This window comes from Saccharospirillum salsuginis, assembly GCF_014651855.1.
GTDB lineage: Bacteria > Pseudomonadota > Gammaproteobacteria > Pseudomonadales > Natronospirillaceae > Saccharospirillum > Saccharospirillum salsuginis.
In genome coordinates this window covers 168,917-195,379 of record NZ_BMXR01000001.1, presented here as the reverse complement: position 1 = coordinate 195,379, position 26,463 = coordinate 168,917, and the positions used below count along the sequence as shown (strand labels likewise).

Below are 26,463 nucleotides of genomic sequence, written 5' to 3'. Positions count from 1 at the left end.
GGCTGGCCGGGGTAGGTGTTCAGGGTCGCCATGAACCCATCCATGGGGGCTTGACGGCGGCATCCATGCCGCCCACATCCCTGAACACCTACCCCGACCATCCTCCACTCACATTCGAGGCCCCGACTCCCAACCCCGTAGGGCAGAAGAGGCCTAGCCGATATCTGCCGTTGGAAGAATACGATGCCTATGGATACATCATAGCCACCGCATTGATCGGCAGATGTCGCCTGAGGCTCTTCTGCCCTACATCAAAACAAATTCACCCAGAGAAAGTAGTTTTCTCATGCGCAATTAAACCACCTAATTCTCAGCAAGGGTGCCGGGTATATCTATCTGGGGATGTCGGCGGCATGGCCGGTTTTTGCTCCATGCAAAACCGGCACTTCCACCATCCATGGTGGTCGGACTCCGCCGTCAAGCCTACATGGACGTATTCACGGCGACCCCAGATAGGTATACCCGGCAACCTTGCCGGGCACTTAACTCCGATTAACCACAGTACAAATAAAACAAACCACAGTAAAACAAGACTGACCCAAAAGGCAACCTAACATGGAAAACGCACTGCAACAGTCCGTCCGCCAGAGTCAGCAAAAATACTACGGCAAGTATCGGGCATTCGTATCGGACAACGACGACCCCGAACAACGGGGGCGTCTCAAAGTCCGGGTCCCCAGTGTCTTCGGCCAACAGGAAACCTACTGGGCCTTGCCCTGTTTGCCGTTCGGCGGCCTGGCCGATCAGGGCTTCTTTTTTGTCCCGCAAATCGACGCTCAGGTCTGGGTCGAATTTGAAGAAGGCAACCCGGACAGACCGATCTGGACCGGTGTGTTCTGGCAGCCGAGCGAAGGCGTACCGAATGAAGCCACCGAGGCCTATCCGAACAGCCGGGTATTGAAAACACCGGCCGGTCACACCTTGCAGTTCGACGATGCCGACGGCGAAGAGCAGATCAAGCTCAAACATCCCGAAGGTGCCGATATGACCATCGACCCCAACGGCAGCATCAAGCTGACCGATGCCAGCGGCGCCAAGCTGACCCTGGACGCGAGCGGCAACAGCCTGACCCTGGCCGATGCCAACGGTAACGAGATGGTGATGGACAGCAGCGGCACGACGGTAACCGACAGCAACGGTAACGAAGTCACCATGTCGGCCGGGCAATTGAAGATTTCCGGGCAGATGATCGTGATCGACGGCAGTCAGGTCTCCGTCGGTGGTCAGGGTGGGGAGCCGCTGTTGAAAGGCACCAGTTTTCTGACCCTGTTCGCGACTCATGTGCATACCTGCACCGCACCGGGGTCACCGTCGTCGCCGCCGATACCGCAGGGTGAAGCCTCGGCACTGACCACCAAGACCAAGGCGAACTGACCATGAGCAAACTCAATCAGACCGTCTACACCGACTTTCCATTGCGTTTTGGCCAGAACGGTGTGGCGACGACGCAACGCATCGCGCACATTCGCGATCAGATCGAACAGGTGCTGTTCACCGATCCCGGTGAGCGCTGGTACCGGCCTGAATTCGGTGCGGGCATTCGGTCGCTGGTGTTCGAGCCGAACAGTTCACCGCTGTGGCAGGTCACCCGGCAGCGGCTTCAATCTAGCCTGGCCGACGCCCTGGCCGGGGAGGTGTCGCCGAAGGATCTGTCGATCGAGATCGGTGCGCATCCGGACTACGCCGAGCGGCTGATCATTACCATCAGCTACCGGCTGACCGCGTTGAATCACAGTGAAAGCATGGAATTCGAGGTAGCACCCTGATGGCACGCACTCCCATTCCCGAACTCCATTTTCATGACCGGTGCGGCGACTGCGGCGAGCGCCGGGTCGAGTTGCCGAAACCCCTGCCGCCGATCGGAGACGACTTCGACTGGCTGACGCGGGATTACGACGGTTTCCGGCTGTTCATGATGGAAGAGCTCGCCGGCCGTTTCCCCGAGCGACGCCGGTGGACACCGGCCGATATCGAAGTGATTCTGATCGAAGCCTTCGCCGTGGTACTCGACCAGATGTCCGACCAACTCGATCGCGCATACGGCGAAGCCTTTCTGGAAACCGCTCGTCGGCCGGAATCGGTCTTGCGACTGCTCGGTTACATCGGTTACGACGCACTGCGCCACCATCATCGACCCGGCTGGGCGGATGAGGATGTCGTGCGCCATGTTTTGTCGGTCGCGGGATTTCCCGTATCGACGCTGACGTTCGACCCCCGGGTGCTCAGCGCCGAACACCTGGTCCGGCTGCTGGAATGGGCCGGTTTCGCGGCCAATGCCCTGGGACCGAATCCGGATATCACGGACCCCGCCACCGAACGGGATTTCCTGCACCTGCTCGGCTACACCCAGGATAACCTGCGCGAGGTGCTGGACCTGGAAAAACCATTGCACCGGGATTTCCTGACCCGTCGACTGCTGCGCCACTGGCGCGACAACCCGTACGACATGGACCAGGCGCGTCAGGCCGGCCCGCGTGCGGTGCACACCAATCATCGCATGGTGTCGCTGACCGACTATCGCGAACGACTGGAAGATCATCCACTGGTCCTGCGCGCCGCCAGCGACAGCCGCTGGACCGGATCTTGGCAAACGGTCGAGGCGACCGTGGTGCTCGCGGAAAATGGCGAACTCGACTTCGCCATCGACGCCCTGGTCGGTGGGGACGATCTCCAGCAATTGCAATCCGCCGTGGACACGTTTCACTGGCAGCGCGGTCTGGCGCCTGTCGACTGGACGGTGCAGCCCACCTTTCGTTCGGTCCTGCGGGGTTATCTGGAAGTCTATCGAATGGCCGGTCAGGAAGTCTGGTTGCGCGACGCGGTACCGGTTGGCCTGTCGATATCCCTGTCGGTTCGTTTGTCGGCGAATTATTTTCAAAGCGAAGTCCGCATGGCCATCACCGAAGCGTTGGGCACCGGACCGGAAGGCTTTTTCGAGCCGGGCCGGCTGGCGTTCGGCGAGGACCTGTTTGCCAGCGATCTGATCGAATGGTTGATGCGCCTGGACGGCATCGAGGCGGTTTGCCTGAACCGGTTCAAGCGGGTGGGCGACCGCTATCCCGATCAATCCGGCAGCGGGATCATTCGACTGAACGGTCTTGAAATCGCCCGTTGTGACAACATCGCCGGAGAACCGGAAAAAGGCTACTGGCGGCTGAAACTCCATGGAGGGCAACCGGGATGACACAGGATTACACCCGCTGGAACCGCGCCGGTCTGACCGAATTGCAGTATGTGGATGGCAACGCCGCCACCTACCTGGAGGATCTACGCGCCGCGCTGCGGGTCCATTTCGGCGGCGAACCCGACGTTCTGCAATGGCTGGGTGACGCCGGCAACGACAGTACCCTGGCCGAATGGCAGGAGCGCCTGCTCGATCAATACCGGGCCGACCGCCGGGATTACGGCTGGGAAATGCTGCGCACGCTGGCACGCAGCATCCACATCCTCGCTCGATATCAGGATGCCTACAGCAACGAACGCTACCTGCGCACCACCACTCAATGGGACAACCTGCGCCGACTGGTGGCCATGCTTGACTACCGACCGGCACCGCCGGCATCGGCCGAAACCTGGGTGGCGTTGCTGGCGAAAACGAAAGACGAGGCGGTCGGTGAGGTTAAAGCCGGTCTCGCACTGCAGAATCAACCGTCGGATGGCAGTGCCCCCGTTGTGTTCGAATCGTTGGACGATCTGGACGTGGATTACCGGCTGAACCTGTTGCGGTGTCCGGACCATGACCGGTCCCAGCAAACACTGACTATACCCGCCAAAGACAGCACCTTGATGTTCGAGTGGATCGAACCACCCGAGAACCTCTCTGTTGGCGAGTGGGCGGTATTGTCAAACGGGTTCGAGAAGGGAATCGCCGTTGAAGTGACGGACATCGGCACCGAATCCCTGACACTGACGGTTCGCCAGGGCGATCACAGCGGTGAAGACTGGAGCCTGGCCGATCTCCGATTGCATCGACTGGATCAATGGAACAAGGCTCCCCACTTAAACGGTTCCAATGTCATTGAAACCAAGTCAGCATCGCATTCGGTAATCGAAGGCGATGTGCTGATTTTCTATCAGGGCGGTGACTATCAGGCGATTCGTGTGTTGTCCGTCAGCGGTCGTCGCATTCGGTTGAACGGCAACACCGGAAGTGAAACTGGGTTCAATCGCGCCCAGGCGGTTCAGTCACAGTATCTGGATGGTGAGCAGCGTTTTGTATTGCCTGGTTCACGCTGGCCATCCTCAACCGTCTGGGACGAAAACCAGAGTCCTCTGTCTGTTGAATCTCACGTCGATGATGACGGCAATCACATCTACGATTACGTCGCAGGCGATAAGGCAAATACCGTCTACTACCGGGAATCGGGAGCCGATACCGCATTCGAGGTCGAAACCACCTCGGTCGTGGCGCTCAGTTTCGATGGCAAACCCAATAAGCTTTCCAGCGATCAATGGATCGTCCTTCAACATCAGGACGACACCCGGGTCGCCACCCGCATCACCTCCATCGCCGAATTCGACGGTTATTTCCAGTTCACCGTCAGTCCTACCGTCGGCGAAGGCCCCTGGATCCAGGCCTACGGTCAATTTAAGGAAAGTCTGCCGCACCGGGATTACAACCGGAATCTGGAATCGGCCTACACCGAATCGTCCACCCACACCAGCACACTGTCGGTGCTGCTCGATGAAACCGTGGCCGCACTGGTGCCGGGACGCCGGTTTTGGATCGAGTCCAATACCGATACCGCGCTGGTCACCCTGACCGAAGTCGAGGCTTTCGATGAAACGGATGGCGTTGTCCGGATCAAGGTCACTCCGTCCCTGGACGGCCAGGATTTCCCGAAAGCCGATACCTGGGTTTATGGCAATGTCGTCCGTGCCGGGCACGGTGAAAGCAAGGGCGAACAAGTGCTCGGCAGTGGCGATCGGGTGCAGGCCAACCCGACGTTTTTGATCGAGAAAACCGATCTCGCCTTCGTGCAGGATGTGACTTTCGCCAGCGGGGTCAAAGCCGCCATCGACATCCTTGTCGACGGGCGCGTCTGGACCCAGGTCGATAACCTGCGCAATTCCGGTCCGACCGATTGGCACTACAGTACCCGCCTGACCGAAACCGGCGAACTGATCGTCCAGTTCGGTGACGGACGCGAGGGACGCCGCCTGCCCAGTGGCAGTAACAACGTTCGCCTGCGCAGTCGCCACGGGCACGGTTTGCGCGGCAACCTGGCCGCACACAACCTGAGCAAGCTGAAGAAACCGCACCCGCTGGTCGACGGTGTGATGCAACCGGTGGACGCAGCCGGTGGCGGGGAATCCGAAAACCTCGAACAGGTCCGCGATCATGCGCCGTCATCCGTACTCACCCTGAAACGGGCCGTGTCGCTGTCGGATTTCGGTCGCCTGTGCGAAAGCTACAGTTCGGTCTGGCGTGCCAGGGCGTTGCGGTTGCCGGATACGCCAGGCGCCAGCGACCGGATCGAAGTGCGGGTCGTCCCGGCCGGCGGCGGCCCGCTCGGGGATCTGGAAGAGAGCCTGTGGCAGACACTGAGCCAGCATACCCACCCCGGCGTGCTGGTCAGCCTGGCCGCCTACGAACCCTTGCTAGTGTGCTTCGACATCACGATTCGGGTCGAAGCCGAGGCATTCGAACCCGAACTCGTGCGTGAAGCCGTGCGCCAGGCATTGATCGATGCCTTCAGTCTGGAACGGGCGCATTTCGCCGAGCCGTTGTTCCGGTCTCGGGTGTTCGAAGTGGTCGAAGGCGTTCAGGGTGTGAAGAATGCCGACTGCGTCATCCTCCCCGACTTCATGGACGAAGATGGTAACGCCCTGTCGCCACGACAACTGATTAAAGCCGATGACGGCACTGTTCGCCGCGTCAATCCCCAGCCCTGGCAGGTTCTGTATCTCAATGCCGGGGTGCATCCACCCATCATTCACACGCAGGAGGTCTGACCATGCCCGGCGAACGCGGATTGCGCCTCTACGACATCCTGCCCGAATACATTCGCCAGCAGGACAAGAACCACCACACCCGGCGCTACCTGGAAGGGGCGGACGTCGTGCTGGAGCGGCTCTACCAGACGCTGCACCAGTTCTACGGCGACAACTTCCCCGGCCAACCGGGCGTCGATGCCAAAGACACCGGCACGGGCGATCCGGACCGGATCGCGTCCCAGGAATGGCTGTTGCCGTATTTCGCCGACCTGCTCGACGCTCGTTTGTTGTCTCCGTTGCTCGAAGGCCGGAGAACCGAAGTCGATCGCGCCGTCGCTTGGCGACAGCGCAAGGGCACCCTGGCCGTGGTCGACGAGGTCAGCGAAGCCGTCGGCGGCTGGGAGACCGTCGTACAGGAGGGCTGGACCCGGCTGGCGATGACGCCGCGCCTGAACGAACCCCTGCAACAGGAAAGCCTTTACGGCGTCGAAGACACACTGAACCGGAACATCCCGCAACAGATGACCAAGCATCCGGGATTGCCGACCGTGACCCCGGATATGCGATTGGGCAGCCGCGCCGTTCGCGACCCCGATCCGTCCGTTTACAGCCAGGTCAGCGAGATCAACGGTGAAAGCATCCGCTGGCGCCAGTATTATCGCCACGGCGTTCCCTGCCATCACGAACGCATCGACCTCGACGGCCAATACCACGGCGCCGCCTTCGACGACGTCAGCCGCCGAACGCCCGATATGCGCGACAGCGATTGGCGCGTCGGCCATTACCATCCCCGGAATATTCTGATTCATGTGGTTCAGCCCGAAGGCTATTTCCCTAGCCAACAGCCGGGTGAACATCGGGTGCAATGGAAACAGCACTGGCTGGACGATGACGAACTGCCCAGCGATGCCTTCCTCGCCGTCGTCACCCTCTATTCCAGACTCGACGGCACCCTGGTGTTCGAAAGCCGCCTACTAAAAACCGCTGGCCTGACACCCATCGAAGTACGCGGCGTCTTCAAACTGGGCCAGGTTCCGGTCACCGGTGTCGGCGACCCGGACGATGGCGCCTGGCACTTCGCCGGCCTCAGCCTGGTCAACCGCATCGAAGCCGACAGCGGCCGGGTCAGCTTCGACCGTTGCGCGGTCAAACACGTCGAAGTGCACAGTATCGATACCGACCAACCGGTCCTGACGGCGAGGGACACCTTGTTCAGCCGCCTGCAGACCGCACGCAGTCTGACGCAACTGGAATACTGCACCGTACTCGACCGTTGCGTCACCGAAGCCCTGCAAGGCAGCGAAGTCCTGTTCACCTGCCTGATCCAGAAGGACCACCCGACGGTCATTCCACCGGAGCCTTTGTGTTTGCGTTACAGCCGGGTCCACCCGGACCAACCGCCGGCGATCCTGGCGGAGCAACACCGCAACACCAACGAACCGGTGTCGTTTTTTGGTGCCTCATTCGGTGACCCGGGGGCGGGGGTGTTGCATCCGGCGACGGCCAAAACGGTCTGGTTTGGTGCCGAAGACGGGACCGAAATGGGGGCGTTCCATTTCCTGCACCTGTGTCAGCGGTTCGAGGCCGTACGGGAGAAACTTAAAGACTATCTACCGGTGGGGTATGAGGCCGTCATGATCCCCGACGCCTATTTAGCCCCGGCTGGGATTCCGGAGGTGCCTCATGGTTAAGTTGGTAGCCTTCATTAGTCGTGGCCGCGTTTGGTTTTGTGGCGGGAACCCGCAGCGGCTACCCGGGTTGCTTATCCAGGGTCGCCGTGGACCCATCCATGGGGGCTTGACCGCAGCATCCATGCTGCGGACATCCCTGGATAAGCAACCCGGGCATCCGCCGCTAGTCGACCGAGGTCAAACATCAGCACTGAAAAACCAAAATAAAATCAAACGACTGATCTATTTCAAAAATCAGTCGGGACTAGCAGTGAATAACCTTGAGATTGGCACGATTGTGAGCCACCGGTGCGGGGTAGCCCTCAGGCGGGCGTCGGCCCCCAGGGATGGGGGCCGCCGAGCCTACATGGACGTACTTGCGGCGGTCCGCATGAGGGCTGCGCCGTATCGGGGGCGGACCCAGCCACAGTACCCATCCAAACGACTGGCACAGTACCAACGAAAACGAATGGCACAAAAACAGACCAACGATAAAGAGCCAAGGACATGAAAACTCAGATATCCCGTCAGAGCTTTACCGAGCAAAAACGTTACAGCGGCGTCTATCAGCAAATGGGCCGCATGATTACCGACGCGGACTGGAATGAGCTGACCGAGCTGCTTCAGTTCGAAGTGTCCGACGCCATGGAGGATGTGATTGGCAGTGGGGCGCCCGCCAGGCGAGGGTTGGTTCAGGAAGGGCCGTCCGGGGCTTACTCGTTGCAGTGGGGGTATGTCTATGTGGACGGTCTGCGCGGCAAGGTGGTGCCCAGTGAAGCCAGCGCGCCGGCGCATTTTGTGTTTACCCAGCAAGCCGATTTTCCCGAGGTACGGGATCTCGACGCCGGCGAGTATCGGTTGTATGTCGATTTGTGGGAGCGAACCGTTACGCACCTGGAGGATCGCGACCTGCTCGATACCGCGTTGAAGGGGGCCGATACCTGTACGCGGACGCAGCGCATGGCGCAGGTGAAGGCGTGTTCGACGGACATTGACGCCGAGACGTTGATGGCGGACGGGCCGGTGAATCCGAGGCACGGTCGTCTGAAGCTGAGCGTTGAACTCAATGCCGGTGAGACGCTGCCGGATCCGTGCGACCCCTGCGCCGATGAATTGGCGCTGCACGATGACGTCGGTAACTACCTGTTCCGGGTGGAAGTGCACGAGGCGATCTGGGATCGCACCGGCAGCGAGCCGGAGCTGACGGAACTGTGGCTGAAGTGGTCGAGTGAGAACGGGGCGGAACAATACGAAGTCGGAGTCACGCCGCCCGGGTTTACGGCCGGGGGATGGGTGTATGAGTTTTTCAGTGCGCCCGATCAGAATATGACGACCGAGAAACACGTCGGCCATCATTTTCAGGATGATTTTACGCCGCAGCGCGGGGTGTTGAAGACGGACCACACCGATGAACCGGCTGGACTGGGTTTGATTCGCCGTTGGGACGGCTACGTTCGGCTGGTGAAGGATGGCGGTGCCTGGACTCTGGAAGAAGGTTGGGATCGCGGCCGTGAATTATCGACGGGCTATGGCAGCAACGCCCATGGTTTTGTGGATCTCGGCGGGCCGGTGCACCTGAATCTGGATGCGGTCTCGCTCGATGTCGATTTGGATGACGAGATCGCGGTTCCCGGCGATCATTGGCTGGCGCCGGTGCGCCAGGCCGAGCATCAGGCGGGAAATCTGTTGCTGGATGAGGCGTTGCCGGAAGGCATCGTTCATCATTATCTCGTGCTCGGCACGGTGGAGGTTGGGCCGGGCGGTCAGATCGATTCGTTTACACCCTATGATGAGCAAAGCTGCAAGCCGTTTGGTTTTCCGGCCCTGACCGATCTGAAAGCCCGCGATGTCTGCTACGACAATGACCAGTGCGATATGCCACAGGTGCGCACGGTTCAGGATGCCATCGACTACCTGTGCAAGGCGCGCGATCTGCGCTGGCATCACAAGCATTTGCACGGCATGGGTGTGGTCTGCGGGCTGATCGCCGAGTGCGGGCCGGATACGATACCGGACCCGAATACGGGCGAAGCACCGAGACGAACGGTGACCGTCACACGGGGATCGGCGCTCGATTGTGAAGGCAACATCATCGAGTTGGAGCAGGCCGAACATGTCGATGTCATGGCCGAGCTGGAGCCATTGCTGGAAGAGAACCCGGATCTGTTGGACGACGGCCAGGGAACAGTCTGCATCTGGATCGAGATCGGGGAAGGGGGAAAGCCTGCCATTCGGTTGGAACCCTACGAGAACCAGGGCAAAAACGCTTGGCTGGACGGCACCATCTGGATGGACTTTTACCAGCATTGCATCAAGGATCTGGTCGAAGAATTCAAGGCCGTGATGAAGGAGCTTGGCGAGGACGAGTCTGACGGCGAGAACAAGGATTTGGTCCCGGCTTCTCGTCGTGAAGCCACTGCACTGCTGAATCTGTTTTCTCAGCTGATTTACCGGCCGGAAGGGCAGTGGGTCTTTTTATCCAGGGATGAGCATGATTTGTTGCAAACCTTTTATGTTCGCATGCGGGAGCTGGTGCACAGCAAAACTTTCTGTGGCATGAGCGCCGGCCAGCCGTTTCCGCCTTACCCGTTCCCGGACACGACCATCAAGACCGCCTTCGGCAAGAACCATCATGAACAGGTTCTGGTTCACCCGAAAGGCACGCATACGCTGACCTACGGTGGCACTGATACCACCGTCAATGTCTATGACAACAGTCAGGACAAGGTTGTCCATGTCAGCACCATCAAAGCGGGCGAAGGGGCTGTCATCACCGCCATGGCGTTCGATCCCGACAGCGATCGGGTCTATGCGGCCACGGCGATCAATGCCGAAGACTCTCTGCTCAACGAGGGCTTCTTCAATGGCGGAGAAATCGATTGGGACCGCAGTGTCGTGCTTTGCGGTGTTGAGGCGACGGATTTGCATATCCCCTCGGGCGATAACCAGCGGCTGTTTATGCTGGGGCGTGGCAAGGGGTTGTATCGCCTGCACCTGGTTGAATTGTTTGGCGAAGAGAAGTTCGTACCAGAACCGCAATGGAAGTTCGACGCATTTGGGCCCATAACCTACCACCCGGACAATGCCCGCGCATTCGCGGCTGGACGTTCAGGAGATTCTGGTGTACCGGATCTGGAATTTGACGGCGTGGCCGATATCCATCTGGAGAAAACCCCTGATGGAGATGAACCCTACCCTTTGAAGCGAATACTCGACCCTCAAGGGGATTTGATCTTCGGCACCGATACTCTGGAAGTTCAGCCGGGCAAGGCCAATCAACCCGATTTGCTGCATGTGGTGGTTCAGCAAAAAAATAGCACCAAGTCGGTATTCAGTTACCGACTGGCACTGCCGGAAGGAAACACAGGCCAGCCCGCGCACAGCATCGACGGGCTGGAAGAAGATACCGAGATCAACTTGCTGTATCACCCGAAAATGGATCAGGTGATGATCTCGATTCAGGACGAATTCCGGGTTATTACCGCTGACCGGGGGGAGGTTCAAAAACAATGGGTACCGGTTCAACTGATGCCGACGGCAATGGCCGTGGAGCCCAACACAAACCGACTGGTTGTACTCAACTACATGAGCAATACGCTGACACTCTATCCCGTCGACGAAATCGAAGCGACCAGTGAGAAAAGGCGTGAGGAACTGGCGAATTATCGCCTGCAGATACTGCTCGCCTTCATTTCCCTGATCGGCAACATCTTGCAGTACCTGAAAGACTGCTTCTGCCATCACCTGCTGATCCAGTGTCCCCAGTGCGACGAGGATGACAAGGTCTATTTGGCGCGCATCGATATTCGCAACAACAAGGTCTACAAGGTCTGCAATTTCGGCAAGCGCAAGAATGTCTGGACCTTTCCCAAGTTCGAATACTGGCTGTCTCTGGTTCCCGTTCTGCCCATGTTCAAAAAGGCCATAGGCGAATTCTGTTGCATGGTCATGCCCAATCTCTTCGGCAACCTGATGGAGAACTATAAACCCAACGAACCCAGTGGGTTTGCGGTGAAAGGCCGCAGTTACAAGCGAGGCGTATCCCGGACCAAAACCGCCAACCCGAGACGTCGTTGGCACGAATCGAAACAAGATCTGAAGGTCAACGCGCGTTTGATGGGGGATGCGGCCCTGTACAAGGACGCTAAAGTTCAGCGTGCGACGGTCAGCAAACAGGCCTACCGCAATCTCAACACCCGCGAAGCGGTCAAGGAACTCGAGAAGAATGACATTAAAGTCAACAGCGTGGTCAAGTACGACTCCAAAGACGCCCCCAACGCCCTGCGTCGTCACGCCCTGACGCCGGATCGCATCGAAAAGGGCAGCGAAGTCGTAGTTTACGAAGAAAACGGAAAGGCCGCTTTCTATGCCCTGAAACAACCCGATGCACCCGGGTTCAACACGGGCCTGGCCGAGGAAGAGATGACCCAGCTTCGGGTCGAGAAAGACAAACTGGTCACGGAAATCCGGCGGGCCGAGTCGGAATTACATGCGCTCAAGACCGAGCGGACCCAGAGCGAAGCGGCCGTGCAGTCGCTGAAGGACCAGTTCCACAGTCTCGAACAGCAGCGCAGCCAGGTTATGGCCGATATGCAGACCATGCGCACCGGTGTTCAATCGCTGGAGCAGGAAGTGAAAGCACTCAAGGTCGATATGGCCAAGGCCCGGCCGGTGAAAGACATCGCCGATGTATCGACCGACGACGAGACCAGGCTGAAGGATTCCGGCATTCGAAACCTGGGCGAACTGGCCCTCTCCGATGTCAATCAGCTCAGTGAAAAGACCGGTATCGAAAAAACCAAGGCGGAACGGATCATCACCTCGGCCAAGAAGATGGTGAAAATCCAACCCGAATAACCTCTGTCAACGAGGAGGTGTGTCATGAAACTGTGGCAAACCCGACAGGGTCACAGAACCGGAAAGCGGGGGCCGGGAAGACCGACCTTCGCCCAGGGCGTGCATCACCAGTCCGAGCAGGTCGGTCAGGTGCTCTATGGCGAAACCACCGAAGCGCGAACGCAATCGTCCACCGGCCCGGTCGTACAGGCTAAGTTGACGGTCGGCGCGCCGGATGACCGGTACGAGCGGGAAGCGGACTGGATGGCCGACCGGGTGATGGACGGGGAGGGAGCCGACCGCGGTGTTCACCTGATCAACACCGATGCGGCACAGCGGATGTGCGAAGAGTGCGAGGAAGAAGAGGAGGAGGCCGGTGTGCAAGCGAAAGCCGAATCGGGTGCCGGCGCGCCGTCACACTCGGCCGGCGTACCTTCGCCCCAGGGAGGCCACCCCATGCCCGGGCCGTTGCAGCACCGATTCTCCTCCGGCTTCGGGCGGGATCTGAGTCCGGTCCGGGTGCATACCCATGCCCAGGCGGATCAACAGGCCCGGAACCTGAACGCCAAAGCCTTCACCTATGGCCAGGACATCTATTTTCGTCAAGGGTACTATCAGCCGGGCACCCGCCAGGGGCAGTGGCTGCTGGCGCATGAACTGACGCATACGCTGCAGCAGGATACGGGGCAACGACTGAAAACGTTGGACGATTCGGATAACTAGGCCGACTCATGCCGGAGAAGACGCATCAGCAGGTTGTGAATCGGACGGCGCCGGCCGCCCGGCGTCGGCGTCCGAGTCATCACCGATCCCAGGATCGAACGGTTCGCCGGATCCTGAACGGTCCGTTGTCCGAAGGGACGCGCCCGGTGATGACGTCCGTCGCCACGCCCGAGGTCGGTGCGGCGAACAGCCGGCATGAACAGGAGGCGGAACGGTTGGCCCGTCGGGTAGAGCCCGCGATGCCGACGCCGGAAACCGCAACGGTGCACGGACCCGCACCAGCGGCCAACGATGCGACGGATCACCCAGACCGCGAATCGGGCTCCGGCGAGTCCGACAGCGAGGAGAACGCCACAGAAACACGGGAATCGCTGTTGGCCGGTGGGCTCTGGCAAAAAGTCAAAAGCCTGTTTACCGGCGGCAGACCACTCCCCGAGCAAACCGCGGAGCGTTACCAACAAGCACTCGGTTACGACTTTCGTGGCACACGTATCCACACGGGTCCGGGGGCCGTCCAACTGACCCGGAGCCTCGGTGCCCAGGCCATCACCTACCGCAATCACATCCTGTTCAACGAGCGGGCCTATCAACCGGATACAGCGCCCGGGCGCCATCGGCTGGCGCATGAACTGACACATGTCGCACAGCAGGGCGGAGCAGTCCCATCGCCTTCATCGGAGGCAACCGTCTCCGTCCAACCGGCCCGTCCCCAGCTCCAGGGAGACTGGGACCTGGGTGTCGGCGATGCCCTGAGCAACGCCGGTAACGCTGTCCTGGACGCTGGTGGCGACGCGGTGAATTATGTCGGCGACCGGGCCAACGACGTCATCGAGGCCGGGGCGGATGCGATCTGGGCCGTGGTGCGGAGGGTGGCGCCGGATGCGTTTATGGATCTGGTGGATGAGATCCGCGAGAAAGGTTTTTTCGGTTACCTGAAAGACAAGATCGCCGATGTCACCGGCTCGATTCTGGAGGGTCTCGGCGACAAGAGTCCGATTCTGTCCTCCATGGTGACCCGATTCGCCGGCTTCGCCACCACCATGGTCGAGATCACCCAGGGTCTGGCACAGGGCAACTGCGAACCCTTGTTTGCCGCCTTGCGTCAATTGAAGGACATGGTCGCCAGTCTGGCCCGGGACGCCTGGGACGGCATCACGGATTTCTTCAAGCCCATCGGCGATTTCTTTGCCGATGTCTGGGTCCGGTTCGGCGCGCCGGTATTGGACTGGCTGAAGGAGGTCGCCTCCGATACCTGGGACTACATCAAAAGCCTCGGCCAGCAAATCTGGGATTGGACGCGGCCGGTAGTGGACGCCATCCGTTCGATGGTCGGCGACGCCTGGGACTGGATCAAGGACAAACTGGGTATGGGCGGCAGCGGCAACAGCGAAGGCGGCCTGATCGACTGGGTGAAGGACAAGGCCGCATCGGCCTGGAGCGCCATCAAGACCGAACTGCAACCGGTGATCCGGCCCATTCAGGACGTCGTCGACAAGGTCAAGGAAGTCCTGCCGCTGGAGGCCATCACTAATTTCCGGGAAACCGTCAACGGTTGGCTGCAGGAAGTGGCGTCGACGGCGCAAGCCATGGACCAGGGCGAGGGGGGCGATGTGGCCGAGAACCAGGCCAGCCTGCGCGACCGGATCCTGCCGGCCATCCTGAATCGCATCCAGGCGTTCCAGGGCACGCTGACGACGACCGGCCAGTGGGTCTCCGTCAAGATCGGCGGCATTGTCGACACGGGGCAGACCTTTCTGACCAAGCTGTCGACGGCGCCCATCATCAGCGGCATGCGCAGCGCCTTCGATTGGTTGTCGACCGCCCTGGGCAGCGTCAAGACCTGGGCCCAGGACACCGTGCAAAGCCTGTTTACGGCCATCGGCAACGGGCTGGTCAAATTGTCGCGGTTCATCGAACCGGTTTTGAACGCATTGAAAAAAATCGTCGGTGTGTTGGGCAATCTGCTTAAACGATTGCCGGACTTCCTGTTGGGGCCCATCTGGTGGGTGCTGCCGGATTGCATCAAGAACCCGATCAAGAATTTTTTCATCGAGCAGATCCTGTCACGCATTCCGTTGTTCCAGCAATTGACCGCCGTCGGGGATATCTGGGCGAGAATCCAGGCAATGGCACTGCGGGTGCTGGAACAGATCTTCGTCGACGGCAATCTGATGGGCGCGCTCTGGACCTTCTTCCGGCGTATGCTCAACCTCATCGGCATCCCCGCTCAGCTAGTCGTGCGTATTGTCGCCAACGCCGCCCAGGCGTTCAGCGACATCCTGATGGACCCGATCGGCTTCCTCGGCAATATGCTGCGGGCGATGAAGGAAGGCGCCAGTCAATTCTTCGGCAATATCTTTACGCACCTGTTCAACGGCATTAGCGGCTGGTTGTTCGGCCAGATCGAGGAAGCGGGCCTGACACCGCCGGACATCACCAGTTTCCGATCCATTCTGAGTTTCGTGTTCGATCTGCTCGGGCTGACCATGGAAAACATCTGGAACCGCCTCGCCGAACACGTCGGCCGGCCCGTGGTCGAGCGCATTCGCGGCGCCATCGACATGATGCAGGGCGCCTGGGAGTGGATAAAGGTGGCTGTTACGGAAGGGTTGACCGGCTTGTGGGACATGATCCGGGAGCGGATATCGGATTTGTGGAACACGGTGCTCGATGCCGTCGTTTCCTGGGTCAACACCGCCATCATCTCCACGGCATCGCGCTGGTTGTTGTCGTTGCTGGATGTCAGCGGCATCACGCCGATCATCAATGCGCTGATCGCGATCTACCGCGCCATCGAATCCTTTGCGCAGTACATGGCCGAAATGCTGGAGATCATCGCATCGGTCACGCGCGGTATCGCCGACCTGGCCAAGGGCAAACTGGCCGCGGCGGTCGACTTCCTGGTCGGCGCCCTGTCGAATTCCATTCCCATTGTGGTTGGTTTTCTGGCCAACCAATTCGGCCTGGGCCGGCTTGGAGAACGAATCAGCGAATTGGTCGAGGGCATTCGCGGTCGCATCAACAGTGCACTGGACTGGATTATCGAAACCGCGTTGCGGGTCGGGAGCGGTTTTATCGACATGCTGCGGTCCGGCGCCGAACTGGTGCGCAACTGGTGGGAGCAGCGTAAATCGTTCCAGGACGAGGCGGGTGAGGAGCACGAGCTGTATTTCGAAGGCGAACGCGGCGACTTGATCATCGCCAGTACTCCGCAACCGATCGGCGCCTTTCTGAACCAGTTGCAAATTCCGGAAGACGATCCGCAACACGCGCAGAAGGAAGGCCACAAAACCGATGCCGAACGCATCTATCGGGACATCACCCAGCTGCGCCAGACCATGCGCACCCGCGAACGCGCCGGCGAGGACATCAGCGACGAACGGCAGCAACTGAACACCCTGTTCGACCAATTGGCCGTTCACCTGACGCCCCTGATGGTCGGTACCGAAGAGACCGCCGGTGGCCGCGTCCCGACCCCGCTGACACTGCAAGCGCTCGACGGCGACCCGGTGCCGATGCCGCGCACAAGCGACGAGGAGCAGGTGGATCTCGATGCCGGTCGGCAACTGGTGATGCTGGTGCAGGAACATGTGGACGATTCCGACGCCATGGCGGATTATTTCGATCGCATCAAGCGTCGACTGGCGCTCGACGAGGTTGGTTTTGTCGAACAGAACGACCGCTTTGAGGTGCGGCTGAGGGCGGGCAACGAATTGCGAGTGTCGGTCTCGGAAAACCTGAAAGGCGATACCCCGGGGTTGAACCTCACCAATGAGATCAGCTACCGCACCGGTTCGGCCGCCGGGGATACGGTCGGCGTCGACATGGAAGCGGACAACCTCGGCCCGAGTCATGGCGAGGGATCGGGACCGGGCAACAGCGCCTTGTCCGGTGTCATGGATCATCTGGTCACCGACCCGGGTAACCGCAATCCGTCCAAATACATCAAAGGTCATCTGTTGAACGACAACATCGGCGGGCCGGGGTCGTCCGAGAACCTGTACCCGATCACGGCCGAAGCCAACCGGTCGCATGAAACCAACGTCGAGAGCATCGTCAAACGCTGGGTGAACAACGAGCACTATTGGGTCTACTATCGCGTGCAGGTCCGGAACGTCAGTGAACACATCGAACATCCGGGGCGGAAAGACCCGGACAACTGGATCAACGCCCAATTCCACTGCCAGGCCTACATCAAGAAAACCGACGGCGGTCAGGCCAATGCCTTTACCGAGACCATCGTCTCCCGCTATGAGCAGGATCCGGCCGAGGATCACCGCAACCCCAACGCGTTGAGCCCGGAAGAACGCGAGGCGAGGGCGAATACCGAAGGGCTGAACGACGAGGATGTGGTCGGCGGTGGCCAGTACGAAGGCGATGTACTGGAGTCGAGCCGGAACTCGGATCGCACCTACCAACTGGACAGCCGTCTGAAACAGGCGCTAGATGGTGTGGCCAGCGAGAATCGCACCGAAGCGGATATACAGGAGGCGGTCGACGCCTACAACGACAGCGGCACTCAATCGCTGGCTTTGGGTCCGGCGCGCATTTCGACACTGTTGACAGCCTACCAGCGATACAACGAGGGCAACCTGACCGGTTTGAGCCAGGCGGAGAAAGCCTCGCTGACTTACATGAACGAGCGGGCCGGCCAGGTACGGGCTGTATTGACCAACGCGGACGAATCGGTACCGGCCGCCTGAATCTTTGCTAGGCTTCAAAGACACTCACGCAGGAGACACCCATGGAAGGTGACCGTTCCGTGCTCGTCTGTCACGACGAGCGCATGCTGCAACACAAGCCCGATGTCAATTTACCCTTCCTGTCGGATCGGTTGGACAAGCGCGTGCGGTCGATCCTCGCCAGCCTCAACGTGGAGTGGAAATACCCCGAACATCCCGGTCGTCTGACGGCGATTCTCGACGCATTGAAAGCAACCCCGATTCCTGGTATTCGAACCGTCGGCGGTCGGGCGGCGACGCGCGAACAACTCGCCCGGGTTCACGGCACGGCCTACCTCGACGACATCGAAACCTATCGCGGCAAGCAGGCCTGGCTCGATGTCGATACCACCGCCGTCTCGCCCGGCAGTGTCGAAGCGGCCGAAGTCGCCGCCGGTACCGCCATCGCCGCTGTTGAAGCCGTGGTATCCGGCGAGGTGAACCACGCTTTCGCCCTGGTCCGGCCGCCCGGTCATCATGCCGAATCGATGCGTGCCCGGGGGTTTTGCCTGTTCAATAACGTCGCGGTGGCGGCGGCTCACGCTCAGGTGGCGCTGGGGTGTCCCCGGGTCCTGATCATCGACTGGGACGTGCACCACGGCAACGGCACCCAATCCATATTCTGGGCCGATCCGGACGTCATGCTGTTCGACATGCACCGGGCCGCGCCCTTTTACCCGGGCAGTGGCCATCTGGAAGAAGTCGGCGGTGGCCGGGGCGAAGGCATGACCGTCAACGTGCCCTTGTCGGCCGGCACCGGCGATGCCGCTGTCATGCAGGTGTTTCATCAGATACTCGGCCCGGCGGCACGCTGGTTCCAGCCAGACCTGATTCTGGTGTCCGCGGGTTTCGATGCCCATCACAACGATCTGGCACTGAACATGAGTTACGAAGGTTTCGGTGCTATGACCGGCTATGTCCAGGCACTGGCGGACGAACTGTGCGATGGCCGCCTGGCCATGATTCTCGAAGGCGGGTACAACCTTGAATCGCTGGCCGGCGGCGTCCATCGCGTACTGCGGGTGTTGTCCGGCGCCGAGGCGACAGAGCCGACCGAAGCCGGGCTTGAGGATGTGGAGCGCGCCGCCGCCTTTCATCTCAGTGCTTTCAATGAGGACTTTTAATTCCGGATCGGGAATCAGGATCCGCCGGGGCGAATGTTCTGATTCAGATGAAACCGATTCTCCGGATCCCATTGCCGTTTCAGAGCCACCAGCCGACTGTGGGTGTCCTCGCCATAGGCGGCCCGAACACGTGCCTCGCCCTCGTCTTCACTGAGAAAGTTCACGTAGACGCCACCCGTGGCGTGCGGATCGACCGACTCGAAGGTGGCTCTCGCCCAGTCGATGTGGGTCCGGTCTTCGGCCATCTCGCGCCAGCGCGCTTGGATGTTCAACACCCATTGGGCCGAGCGATGCGGGTAGGGTGAGTCGGTATCCTGTTTTCGGGACACCGCGCCGCCCAATGACAGCATTCCGATCGAGGATTCTTTCGACGGCATCCGGGCGGCCTGGGCACAGAGCGCGTCGATGGCACCGTCGTTCAGTTCATCAAGATAGTGTCCTTTCCAATAGTTACGCGCGCCGTGTGCGGCGGTTTTGTCGAACATGGCCTGAAATGCGCAATAGGGTTTCGGCCCAACCGCGTCGGCGAGGGGTCGACCGATCAAGCGCAGTGGCGCCAATGCGGATTCACCCGCCTCCGGATCGCCGGTGTGGATCATCGCCAGCAGCAGTATCAGTCGCCCGTGATACTGCTCCGGAATAAACGGGGCCGGCGGTGCGTAGCGCAGCACCGGCAGGCAAGAGACGGACTCGGGCAGCGACTCGAACACCCGGGACACCTGGCGCAACACCTCGGGAGCGTCGTCGAAATCGTGCACCACCGGTCCGGCCAGAACAGTCGGGCCGAGATCGTGCAACCGGAACTCGAACGAGGAGGCGACACCGAAATTTCCGCCGCCGCCTTTCAAACCCCAGAACAGCTCCGCGTTCTGGTCGTCGCTGGCGCGCACCCGGTCACCATCCGCAGTCACCAGGTCGACCGAGATCAGGTTGTCGACCGTCAGCCCGCAGCGGCGCGACAGATAACCGAAGCCGCCACCCAGGGTCAGACCGGCGAGGCCGGTGCTGGAAATAAACCCGCCGGGCACGGCCAGGCCAAGTGCCTGGGTTTCCCGATCCAGATCGCGAATCAACACGCCGGGTTGCGCCCGGACGATGCGTTGGTCGGGGTCGACCTGGATGCCGGTCATGCGTGAACAGTCGATCATCAGGCCGTCGTCACAGGCACCGAACCCGGCGACATTGTGCGCACCTCCCTTGATGGCGATGTCCAGGTCGTGATCGCGGGCGAAGCGGACGGCCTGGCGGATTCGCCCAGGGGTTGTACGATCACGGCGGGTCGTTTGTCGTACATGGTGTTCCAGAGTGTGCGGGCCTCATCGTAGCCGGCATCGCTCGCCAGCAGCGCGTCGCCTCTGAGGCTGGCCCGCAAAGACTGCAGGTGTTCGTCGTCGAATCGATGTGTTTGTGCATGTGTCATCTGCGTTCTCCTTCCTGGGTGGACTCTCTTCGAAGTGTGCGACCAGAGTGCGCCCGGGTCCGTGAGCATTCCAGTACAAGTTTTGTACTGGAATCCGCGAGCCCGCCTGCTAGTTTTGACGGCATGACCAAGAGCTACCGCCAATTCTGTCCAGTCGCCAAGGCATCGGAAATCTTCGCCGAACGCTGGACACCGTTGCTGATTCGCGAACTGCTGTGCGGCAGTCATCGTTTCAATGAACTGCGGCGCGGTTTGCCGATGATGTCGCCCAGTTTGCTGGCCCAGCGGCTGCGGCAACTGGTGGACGCCGGCCTGGTGTACGACGCCGACAGTCGCGATGGCAACACCGAATACCGACTCACCGAGGCCGGGGCGGCCTTGCGCCCGGTGGTCGAATCTCTTGGCGTCTGGGGCAAGCAATGGGTTCAACGGGAAGTGACCGAAGACGATCTCGATGCCGGTTTGCTGATGTGGGACATTCACCGGCGACTGCACATCGATCGCATGCCGGAACGGCGCACCGTGCTGCGTTTCGAGCTGGTCGATGCGCCGGCCAGGCAGCGTTTTTACTGGTTGGTGATCGATCGGGGGCGGGTCGATATCTGTTTGAAAAATCCGGGGTTCGAAGAAGACGTCTGCATCCGTTCGCGCCTGCTGACCCTCACACGAATCTGGCTCGGCGAGGTTCCCTGGGAGTCAGCCGTTCGATCCGGTCACATTGAACTTCAGGGAGCGCCCGACTTGGTTCGACAGATCGGTCGCTGGCTGGCCCTCAGTCTGTTCGCCGAGATGGACGCGGCACCGGGGCCGGGTGTCACCTGAGCAGTGTCGTGACGTCACAAAGGCCCGAACAGGGCGTTGAACAACGCCAGGTATTCCTCCTGATTGGCCGGCTTGACCTTGTAACCGTCCGCGCCGAGTTTGAAGGAACGGGTGATGTCGGCCTCGTCTTTGGAATTGGAGAACATCAGAACCACCGGTACCACCTGGAAACGGTCCCTGGATTTGATCTCGTTGAGGATGTCGTAGCCATCCATGTAGGGCATTCGAATGTCCAGCAACACGACGGACGGCATCGGCTGGGTGGCCGCTTCCACTTCGTCCAGGAAATCGATAAAGGCCTGGCCGGCGGTGAAACCGAACACCTCCCGACGGATGGGCGTGAACTCCAGATAACTTCGCAGCAGAACGATCTCGGTGTCGTCGTCGTCGACCACGACAATCGGTCCCGGCTCGTCGATACGGGGCAGGGATTGAGCCATGACATCAAGCTCCTTCGAGAGTGAATTGGAACCAGGTGACGTCCGGGCCGGATTCCACCCAGATGCGCCCCTGATGACGGTCAACGACTTTTTTGCAAATACTCAAGCCGACGCCAGTGCCTGTTTCGTGCTTCCCGGTACGAAACATCTGGAAAATTCGAGTCTGGTCGTCCGGCCGGATGGACGACTGGGTGTTGCGTACGCCGAAGACCCAACCCGCCTGCGACGGCTGTGCCGTGAAGTGTAGTTGAAATCCGTCGCCGAGAGTGTGATCCAGCGCGTTTTGCACGAGATTGGTGTACAGCAACGTGACCAGCGAGCGATACAGCCGAACGTCGTCCGGATGCGGGTCGAATCGAATGTCCACCTCGCGCGCGCGCAGTTGGCCGTCCAGTTCACTGACCACCGAATCGATCAGCGTTTTCGGGTTTGCCGTTTCGCGGGACAGCTCCCGATAGCCGATCTTGGTCAACAGACGGAAGTCGTCGATCATGTGCAACATCTTGTCGGTGTTGGCGAACAAGTGGTCCGACAGGGTTTGTGTTTTTTCGCGGTCGTTGTGTTGAACCGCCAGGATGAACAGATCCAGCAGGCTACGGTTTTGGCGCAAGGGCTCGCGTAAATCGTGCGCCGCGATGTGGGTGAAGTGCTCCAGATCGTTGCGCGAGGCGACCAGGTTTTTATTCGCCTTGTTCAGCCGGTCGAGCATGGCGTCGAAAGCGCGTGCCAGGTCGCCGATTTCATCGCGGGCGGTGCTGTTTGTCCGGTAGCCCAGGTCGCCGGCTCCGACGATGCCGGTGCCTTCGACCAGTCGTTTCACCGGCCGGTAAACGGACCAGGCGATCCAATACGCGAGCGCGAACAACGGGATCAGCGCGGCCACGGTCAACCACAGCTGCCGCTGTTGTAAAACCTGCAACGGACCGAAGACTTCATCCCGGTCGATCTTGACCACCATGCCCAGGCCCAACGGCTCCGCGTAGCGAGTAGCGGCGAGTACCGGGACGCCGCGATAGTCGGAAATGTCGGTGTAGGTGTTCTCCTTCGCCTGCACGGCATCGACGAACGGCAATACCGAATTCGGTGTGTCGCGGGCAGCCTGTTCCGTTGCCACGGGCGCACGTACCAGTCGTGGAGACCCGTCCTCGCCGCGCACCGCGAGCAGGACGGCCCCGCTGTTTTTCAGGTAGGCGTCCCGATCGGCCTGCGCCAGGATGTCGGTAATGTCTGAATGCAACACGGCCACGCCAATGACGTCGTCGTTCAGATTCAGGGGGCCCATCATCAATAACTTCCACTCGCCATCCGGCGTCTCGCGCAATTCGGCATGTCGATAGTTTTGCTGTCCGGCATCCCGGACCCGCGCGCGAATCAGCGGTTCGATGTCGTCACCGGTGGTGAGGATCGGTTCGCCGTCGGTGGCGAGGATATCGATGCGTTGAAAGGTGGGAATCGAGCTCAGGGCATCACCAATGATCAGGCGCATCATCTGCATCGCCCCCGGCTCTTCGGCTTCCAGATAGCGGGACAGACTGAGGCGCAATTGGGTGCGGCTGGTGATGCCCGCCAGCCGCTCCTGGTTCAACTGATGCACCAGGTCCATCCGTTCTTCCAGGTTGGACGCCACGGCTTCGAGCCGTGCCAGTGCATTGCGTTGCACCAGAGATTCGTACTGGCTTTTGAATATCCATCCAATGAACAGCGGTGTGCCGGCCAACAGCAGGAACAGGACCGTGATTTTCCATTTGATTGACATGGGCAATCCTTAACGCGAGGGGTTGAGCCTGCATCCCTGAACGTTCCGTCCTGACCTCAGGCTAGCCCAAAAAAGCGATCCGGGACGGTCGCATTGCAATTCTTGTTCAGAGCGGCTATTGGTGACTCTGTCGGGGCGCAGGGAAGGGGAGCGAATAACAATAATGTCCGAATCCAAAGGTGTGACGGTCCGGCTGGCCGAGCAGCGCATCCTGCAACTGGCCAAGGTCACGGGGCTTGGTGTAGCGGTCGGCGTGGTGGGGGCCGTACTGGCCAATCTGTTCGTCGCCGGCATCGGCTGGTTGAACGACGTACTGTTGATTTCGCCGCGCAGCCGCATGATGCAGACCGACAGTCGTTGGATCGTGGCGGCGACGCTGGTTGTACCAGCGCTCGGCGGGTTGATCGTCGGTCTCCTGCATCGGGGCATCGCCGAGGGGCGGGCGCACGGCCCGGCCGAGGTAATCGCGGCGGTCCAGACCCGGCGCGGTCGCTTACCGGCCCGACCGGCGGTGTTGTCCACCCTGTCCAGTCTGGTGTCGCTCGGCAGTGGAGCCAGTGTCGGTCAGTATGGCCCGCTGGTGTATCTGGGCGGTTCGGTGGGCTCGATCGGGGCACGTCTGCTGCGCACCGACATCACCGTGGACAACATCGCCATAGCCTGCGGCGTCGCCGCCGCCATTTCCACCGTGTTCAACGCCCCCATCGCCGGCATTCTGTTCGCTCATGAACTGATCCTGCGGCATTTCGCATTGCGCGCGTTCGCGCCCGTGGCCGTCGCCTCCATCGCCGGGTATGTGGTCGCCAATGCCGTTTTACCGCAGCCGCCCCTGTTCCAGATCGACCCGACGCCGGTTCTGCACCTGTGGGAATATGGTCTGTTCATGGTCTTGGGTGTGGCCAGCGCTCTCGTGGCGGTGGTTTATATGCAGAGTATTTTCGCCATGGGCCGGTTCGCCGGTCGGTTGCCCTTGCCCAGGGTGCTGAAACCGGCCGTTGCCGGGGCTGTGCTCGGCCTTACCGCCCTGTGGGTGCCCGAGATTCTCGGCATCGGCAGCGAGACGCTGCGGTTCGCCTTCATCGAAGGTGCCTTTGGTCGTGGTGAACTGGTGTTGGTGCTGGTCCTGAAGCTGTTGGCCACGGCATGGTGCCTGGGTATGGGCTTCTCCGGCGGCGTGTTCAGTCCGGCCCTGGTCATCGGCAGCCTGTTCGGGGCCTTGTTCGGTACCCTGATCGGAACCGTCACGGGCGCGACCTCGGACCTGGTCGTTTACGCCGTTTGCGGCATGGTCGCGGTTACGGCCCCGGTCATCGGCGCGCCCTTGACGGCCGTGATCATCATATTCGAACTGACCGGGAACTATGAACTGACCATTGCCGCGTTGGCGAGTGTGGCCCTGGCGAACCTGGTCGCTTCCCTGTTGGTGGGGCGGTCCTTTTTCGACAGACAGTTGCGTCAACGCGGGTTGGATTTATCCGGCGGACGCAGCAAGGCGCTGTTGGTGTCGCGCACCATCGACAGCCTGACTCGGGATTCGTTCGTGTCGGTGGCGGCGGACGCCAGTGTCGCGCAGGCGCGCAGCGCCATGGCCAAAGCTGAAGCCTCGGAAGCCTATCTGGTCGATGCCAGCGATCGCTATCAGGGCAAGGTGACACTGCAGGCCCTGGTCGAGCAGGAAGCCGACCGCCCGGCGCAGGCGTTCAAGGCCGTCGACGACTTCGTTATGGACGCGCACACCACCTTGTGGGACGCCATGCAGCTGTTGCGGCAGTTCGTCGGTGAAAGCGTGCCCGTGGTCGGTCGTGATCACACCCTGGAGGGCACCGTTTACGAGTCCAATCTGATACGGGCCTATCTGGACATCATGTCCGAGATGCGACGGGAGGAATATGCCAATGATTAGAGGCATATGGCTGGCGGCGCTGGCTTCCCTGGCTATGGCCGAGACCCCGACCCGACCGACCCTGAGCATCGCCACCTGGGGCGGAGCCTACGAGGCCGTGCAACGTGAGGTGTTGTTCGACCCCTTCACCGCGCAAACCGGCATCGCCATCGAGACCGAAGCCTATACCGGCGGGCTCGACGTACTCGACGATTCGCCGCCGGATCTGGTCGATATGTCCATGGTGGAGACGCTGGCAGCGTGCGACGCCGGCGACCTGAAAACCCTCGACCACAGCCTACTGATGGACGGCGCGGACGGCACACCGGCGCGACAGGATTTCGCTCCGGGCGCACTGCAACCCTGCTCGGTGGCGCACACCGTGTACGCCACTGTGATCGCCTACGACAGCCGCGCCTTTCCCGGGCGTCGCCCCTCCAGAGTCGCGGACCTGTTCAATCTCGACGACTTTCCCGGCCCCCGCGCCCTGCAAGCCTCGCCCTACGCCAATCTGGAATGGGCGCTGATGTCCTACGGCGTGCCACGCCGGGAGTTGTACGACTTACTCAGCACACCGCGTGGTTTGCGACTCGCCTTCGAACGACTGGACCGGTTGGACGGCCAGGTGCGCTGGTGGCGAGCCGGTCAAACCCCGGTGGAGTGGCTGGAAAGCGGTCAGGTCGTCATGGCCTCCGGCTACAACGGCCGCTTTTTCAGCGCTCGCCTCGATGGCGACAGCCCGATCGAAATCCTCTGGGACGGCCAACTCCAGGAACGCCAGACCTGGGTGATTCCCAAAGGTGCCACCCACCCCGACGCCGCGCTCGACTTCATCCGCTTCGCCACCACCACCGAGCGCATGGCCGCCATCGCCAACCGCATCGCCTACGGCCCGACGCGCCTGTCCGCGTCCAGCCGCATCGGACGGCACCCCGAGGCGGGTTTCGACATGCGTCCGCACATTCCCACCCATCCCTACAACTCGACCACGGCGATCCGCAAGGATGTGCTTTGGTACGCGCGGACCTATCAGCGGGTGTTGCAGCGGTTTGAGGCGTGGCGAGAAGAGTAAACGGTTTCCGTAAACAGGGAAGGAGGCCGTGACTCGGGCTATTGCGCCTGTCTACGGGGT

At 60.8% G+C, this 26,463-nt stretch carries 16 protein-coding genes; 12 read left to right on the top strand and 4 right to left on the bottom strand.

Annotated features, from left to right (window positions below):
- The first annotated feature begins 555 nt into the window (after window positions 1-555).
- The 9 genes from IE111_RS00845 to IE111_RS00805 all read left to right on the top strand — a co-directional run bounded on the left by IE111_RS00845 (window position 556) and on the right by IE111_RS00805 (window position 19,011).
- Window positions 556-1,374, top strand: a complete 819-nt coding sequence (locus IE111_RS00845; protein ID WP_189606598.1) for a phage baseplate assembly protein V — start codon at window positions 556-558, stop codon at window positions 1,372-1,374.
- Between the two features lie 2 nt (window positions 1,375-1,376).
- Window positions 1,377-1,766, top strand: a complete 390-nt coding sequence (locus tag IE111_RS00840) for a GPW/gp25 family protein (RefSeq protein WP_189606597.1) — start codon at window positions 1,377-1,379, stop codon at window positions 1,764-1,766.
- A complete protein-coding gene (locus IE111_RS24430; protein WP_229805084.1) occupies window positions 1,766-3,184 on the top strand; it encodes a baseplate J/gp47 family protein in 1,419 nt (472 codons plus the stop codon). Before IE111_RS00840 ends, IE111_RS24430 begins: the two co-directional genes overlap by 1 nt.
- Window positions 3,181-5,955: a baseplate J/gp47 family protein gene (locus IE111_RS00830; protein ID WP_189606596.1), complete on the top strand. Its 2,775-nt coding sequence runs from the start codon at window positions 3,181-3,183 to the stop codon at window positions 5,953-5,955. The genes IE111_RS24430 and IE111_RS00830 overlap by 4 nt, the downstream gene beginning before the upstream one ends.
- 2 nt (window positions 5,956-5,957) lie before the next feature.
- On the top strand, window positions 5,958-7,628 hold the full coding sequence (locus IE111_RS00825; RefSeq protein WP_189606595.1) for a hypothetical protein: 1,671 nt from the start codon (window positions 5,958-5,960) through the stop codon (window positions 7,626-7,628).
- A gap of 486 nt (window positions 7,629-8,114) precedes the next feature.
- On the top strand, window positions 8,115-12,464 hold the full coding sequence (locus IE111_RS00820; RefSeq protein ID WP_189606594.1) for a DUF6519 domain-containing protein: 4,350 nt from the start codon (window positions 8,115-8,117) through the stop codon (window positions 12,462-12,464).
- Window positions 12,465-12,488: 24 nt separating this feature from the next.
- Entirely contained in the window at window positions 12,489-13,166 is a 678-nt protein-coding gene (locus IE111_RS00815; protein WP_189606593.1) for an eCIS core domain-containing protein, read from the top strand.
- 8 nt (window positions 13,167-13,174) lie between these two features.
- The gene (locus IE111_RS00810) at window positions 13,175-17,869 is read left to right on the top strand and encodes an eCIS core domain-containing protein (protein WP_189606592.1); all 4,695 of its coding nucleotides are present in this window, start codon (window positions 13,175-13,177) and stop codon (window positions 17,867-17,869) included.
- Between the two features lie 41 nt (window positions 17,870-17,910).
- A complete protein-coding gene (locus tag IE111_RS00805) occupies window positions 17,911-19,011 on the top strand; it encodes a histone deacetylase family protein (protein ID WP_189606591.1) in 1,101 nt (366 codons plus the stop codon).
- A 14-nt stretch (window positions 19,012-19,025) separates the two neighbouring features.
- On the opposite strand, the gene IE111_RS00800 is transcribed toward IE111_RS00805, so the two are convergent.
- Both IE111_RS00800 and IE111_RS24425 read right to left on the bottom strand, forming a co-directional pair.
- Window positions 19,026-20,213 carry an FAD-binding oxidoreductase gene (locus IE111_RS00800; RefSeq protein WP_229805179.1) on the bottom strand — a complete coding sequence of 396 codons (1,188 nt, stop codon included), beginning with the start codon at window positions 20,211-20,213 and terminating at the stop codon, window positions 19,026-19,028.
- On the bottom strand, window positions 20,159-20,431 hold the full coding sequence (locus IE111_RS24425) for a hypothetical protein (protein WP_229805082.1): 273 nt from the start codon (window positions 20,429-20,431) through the stop codon (window positions 20,159-20,161). The genes IE111_RS00800 and IE111_RS24425 overlap by 55 nt, the downstream gene beginning before the upstream one ends.
- Window positions 20,432-20,554: 123 nt before the next feature.
- On the opposite strand from IE111_RS24425, the gene IE111_RS00795 reads away from it, so the two are divergent.
- Complete coding sequence (locus IE111_RS00795; RefSeq protein WP_189606590.1) at window positions 20,555-21,253, top strand: winged helix-turn-helix transcriptional regulator; 699 nt, start codon at window positions 20,555-20,557, stop codon at window positions 21,251-21,253.
- Window positions 21,254-21,267: 14 nt separating this feature from the next.
- Here IE111_RS00795 and IE111_RS00790 read toward each other — a convergent pair whose 3' ends face one another.
- Together IE111_RS00790 and IE111_RS00785 are read right to left on the bottom strand one after the other, a co-directional pair.
- A complete protein-coding gene (locus tag IE111_RS00790) occupies window positions 21,268-21,693 on the bottom strand; it encodes a response regulator (RefSeq protein ID WP_189606589.1) in 426 nt (141 codons plus the stop codon).
- 4 nt (window positions 21,694-21,697) lie between these two features.
- Window positions 21,698-23,449, bottom strand: a complete 1,752-nt coding sequence (locus IE111_RS00785) for a sensor histidine kinase (protein WP_189606588.1) — start codon at window positions 23,447-23,449, stop codon at window positions 21,698-21,700.
- Between the two features lie 163 nt (window positions 23,450-23,612).
- Between IE111_RS00785 and IE111_RS00780 the strand changes: the two genes are divergently transcribed.
- A complete protein-coding gene (locus IE111_RS00780; RefSeq protein ID WP_189606587.1) occupies window positions 23,613-25,352 on the top strand; it encodes a chloride channel protein in 1,740 nt (579 codons plus the stop codon).
- Window positions 25,345-26,403: an extracellular solute-binding protein gene (locus tag IE111_RS00775; RefSeq protein WP_189606586.1), complete on the top strand. Its 1,059-nt coding sequence runs from the start codon at window positions 25,345-25,347 to the stop codon at window positions 26,401-26,403. Before IE111_RS00780 ends, IE111_RS00775 begins: the two co-directional genes overlap by 8 nt.
- Window positions 26,404-26,463 lie beyond the last annotated feature (60 nt).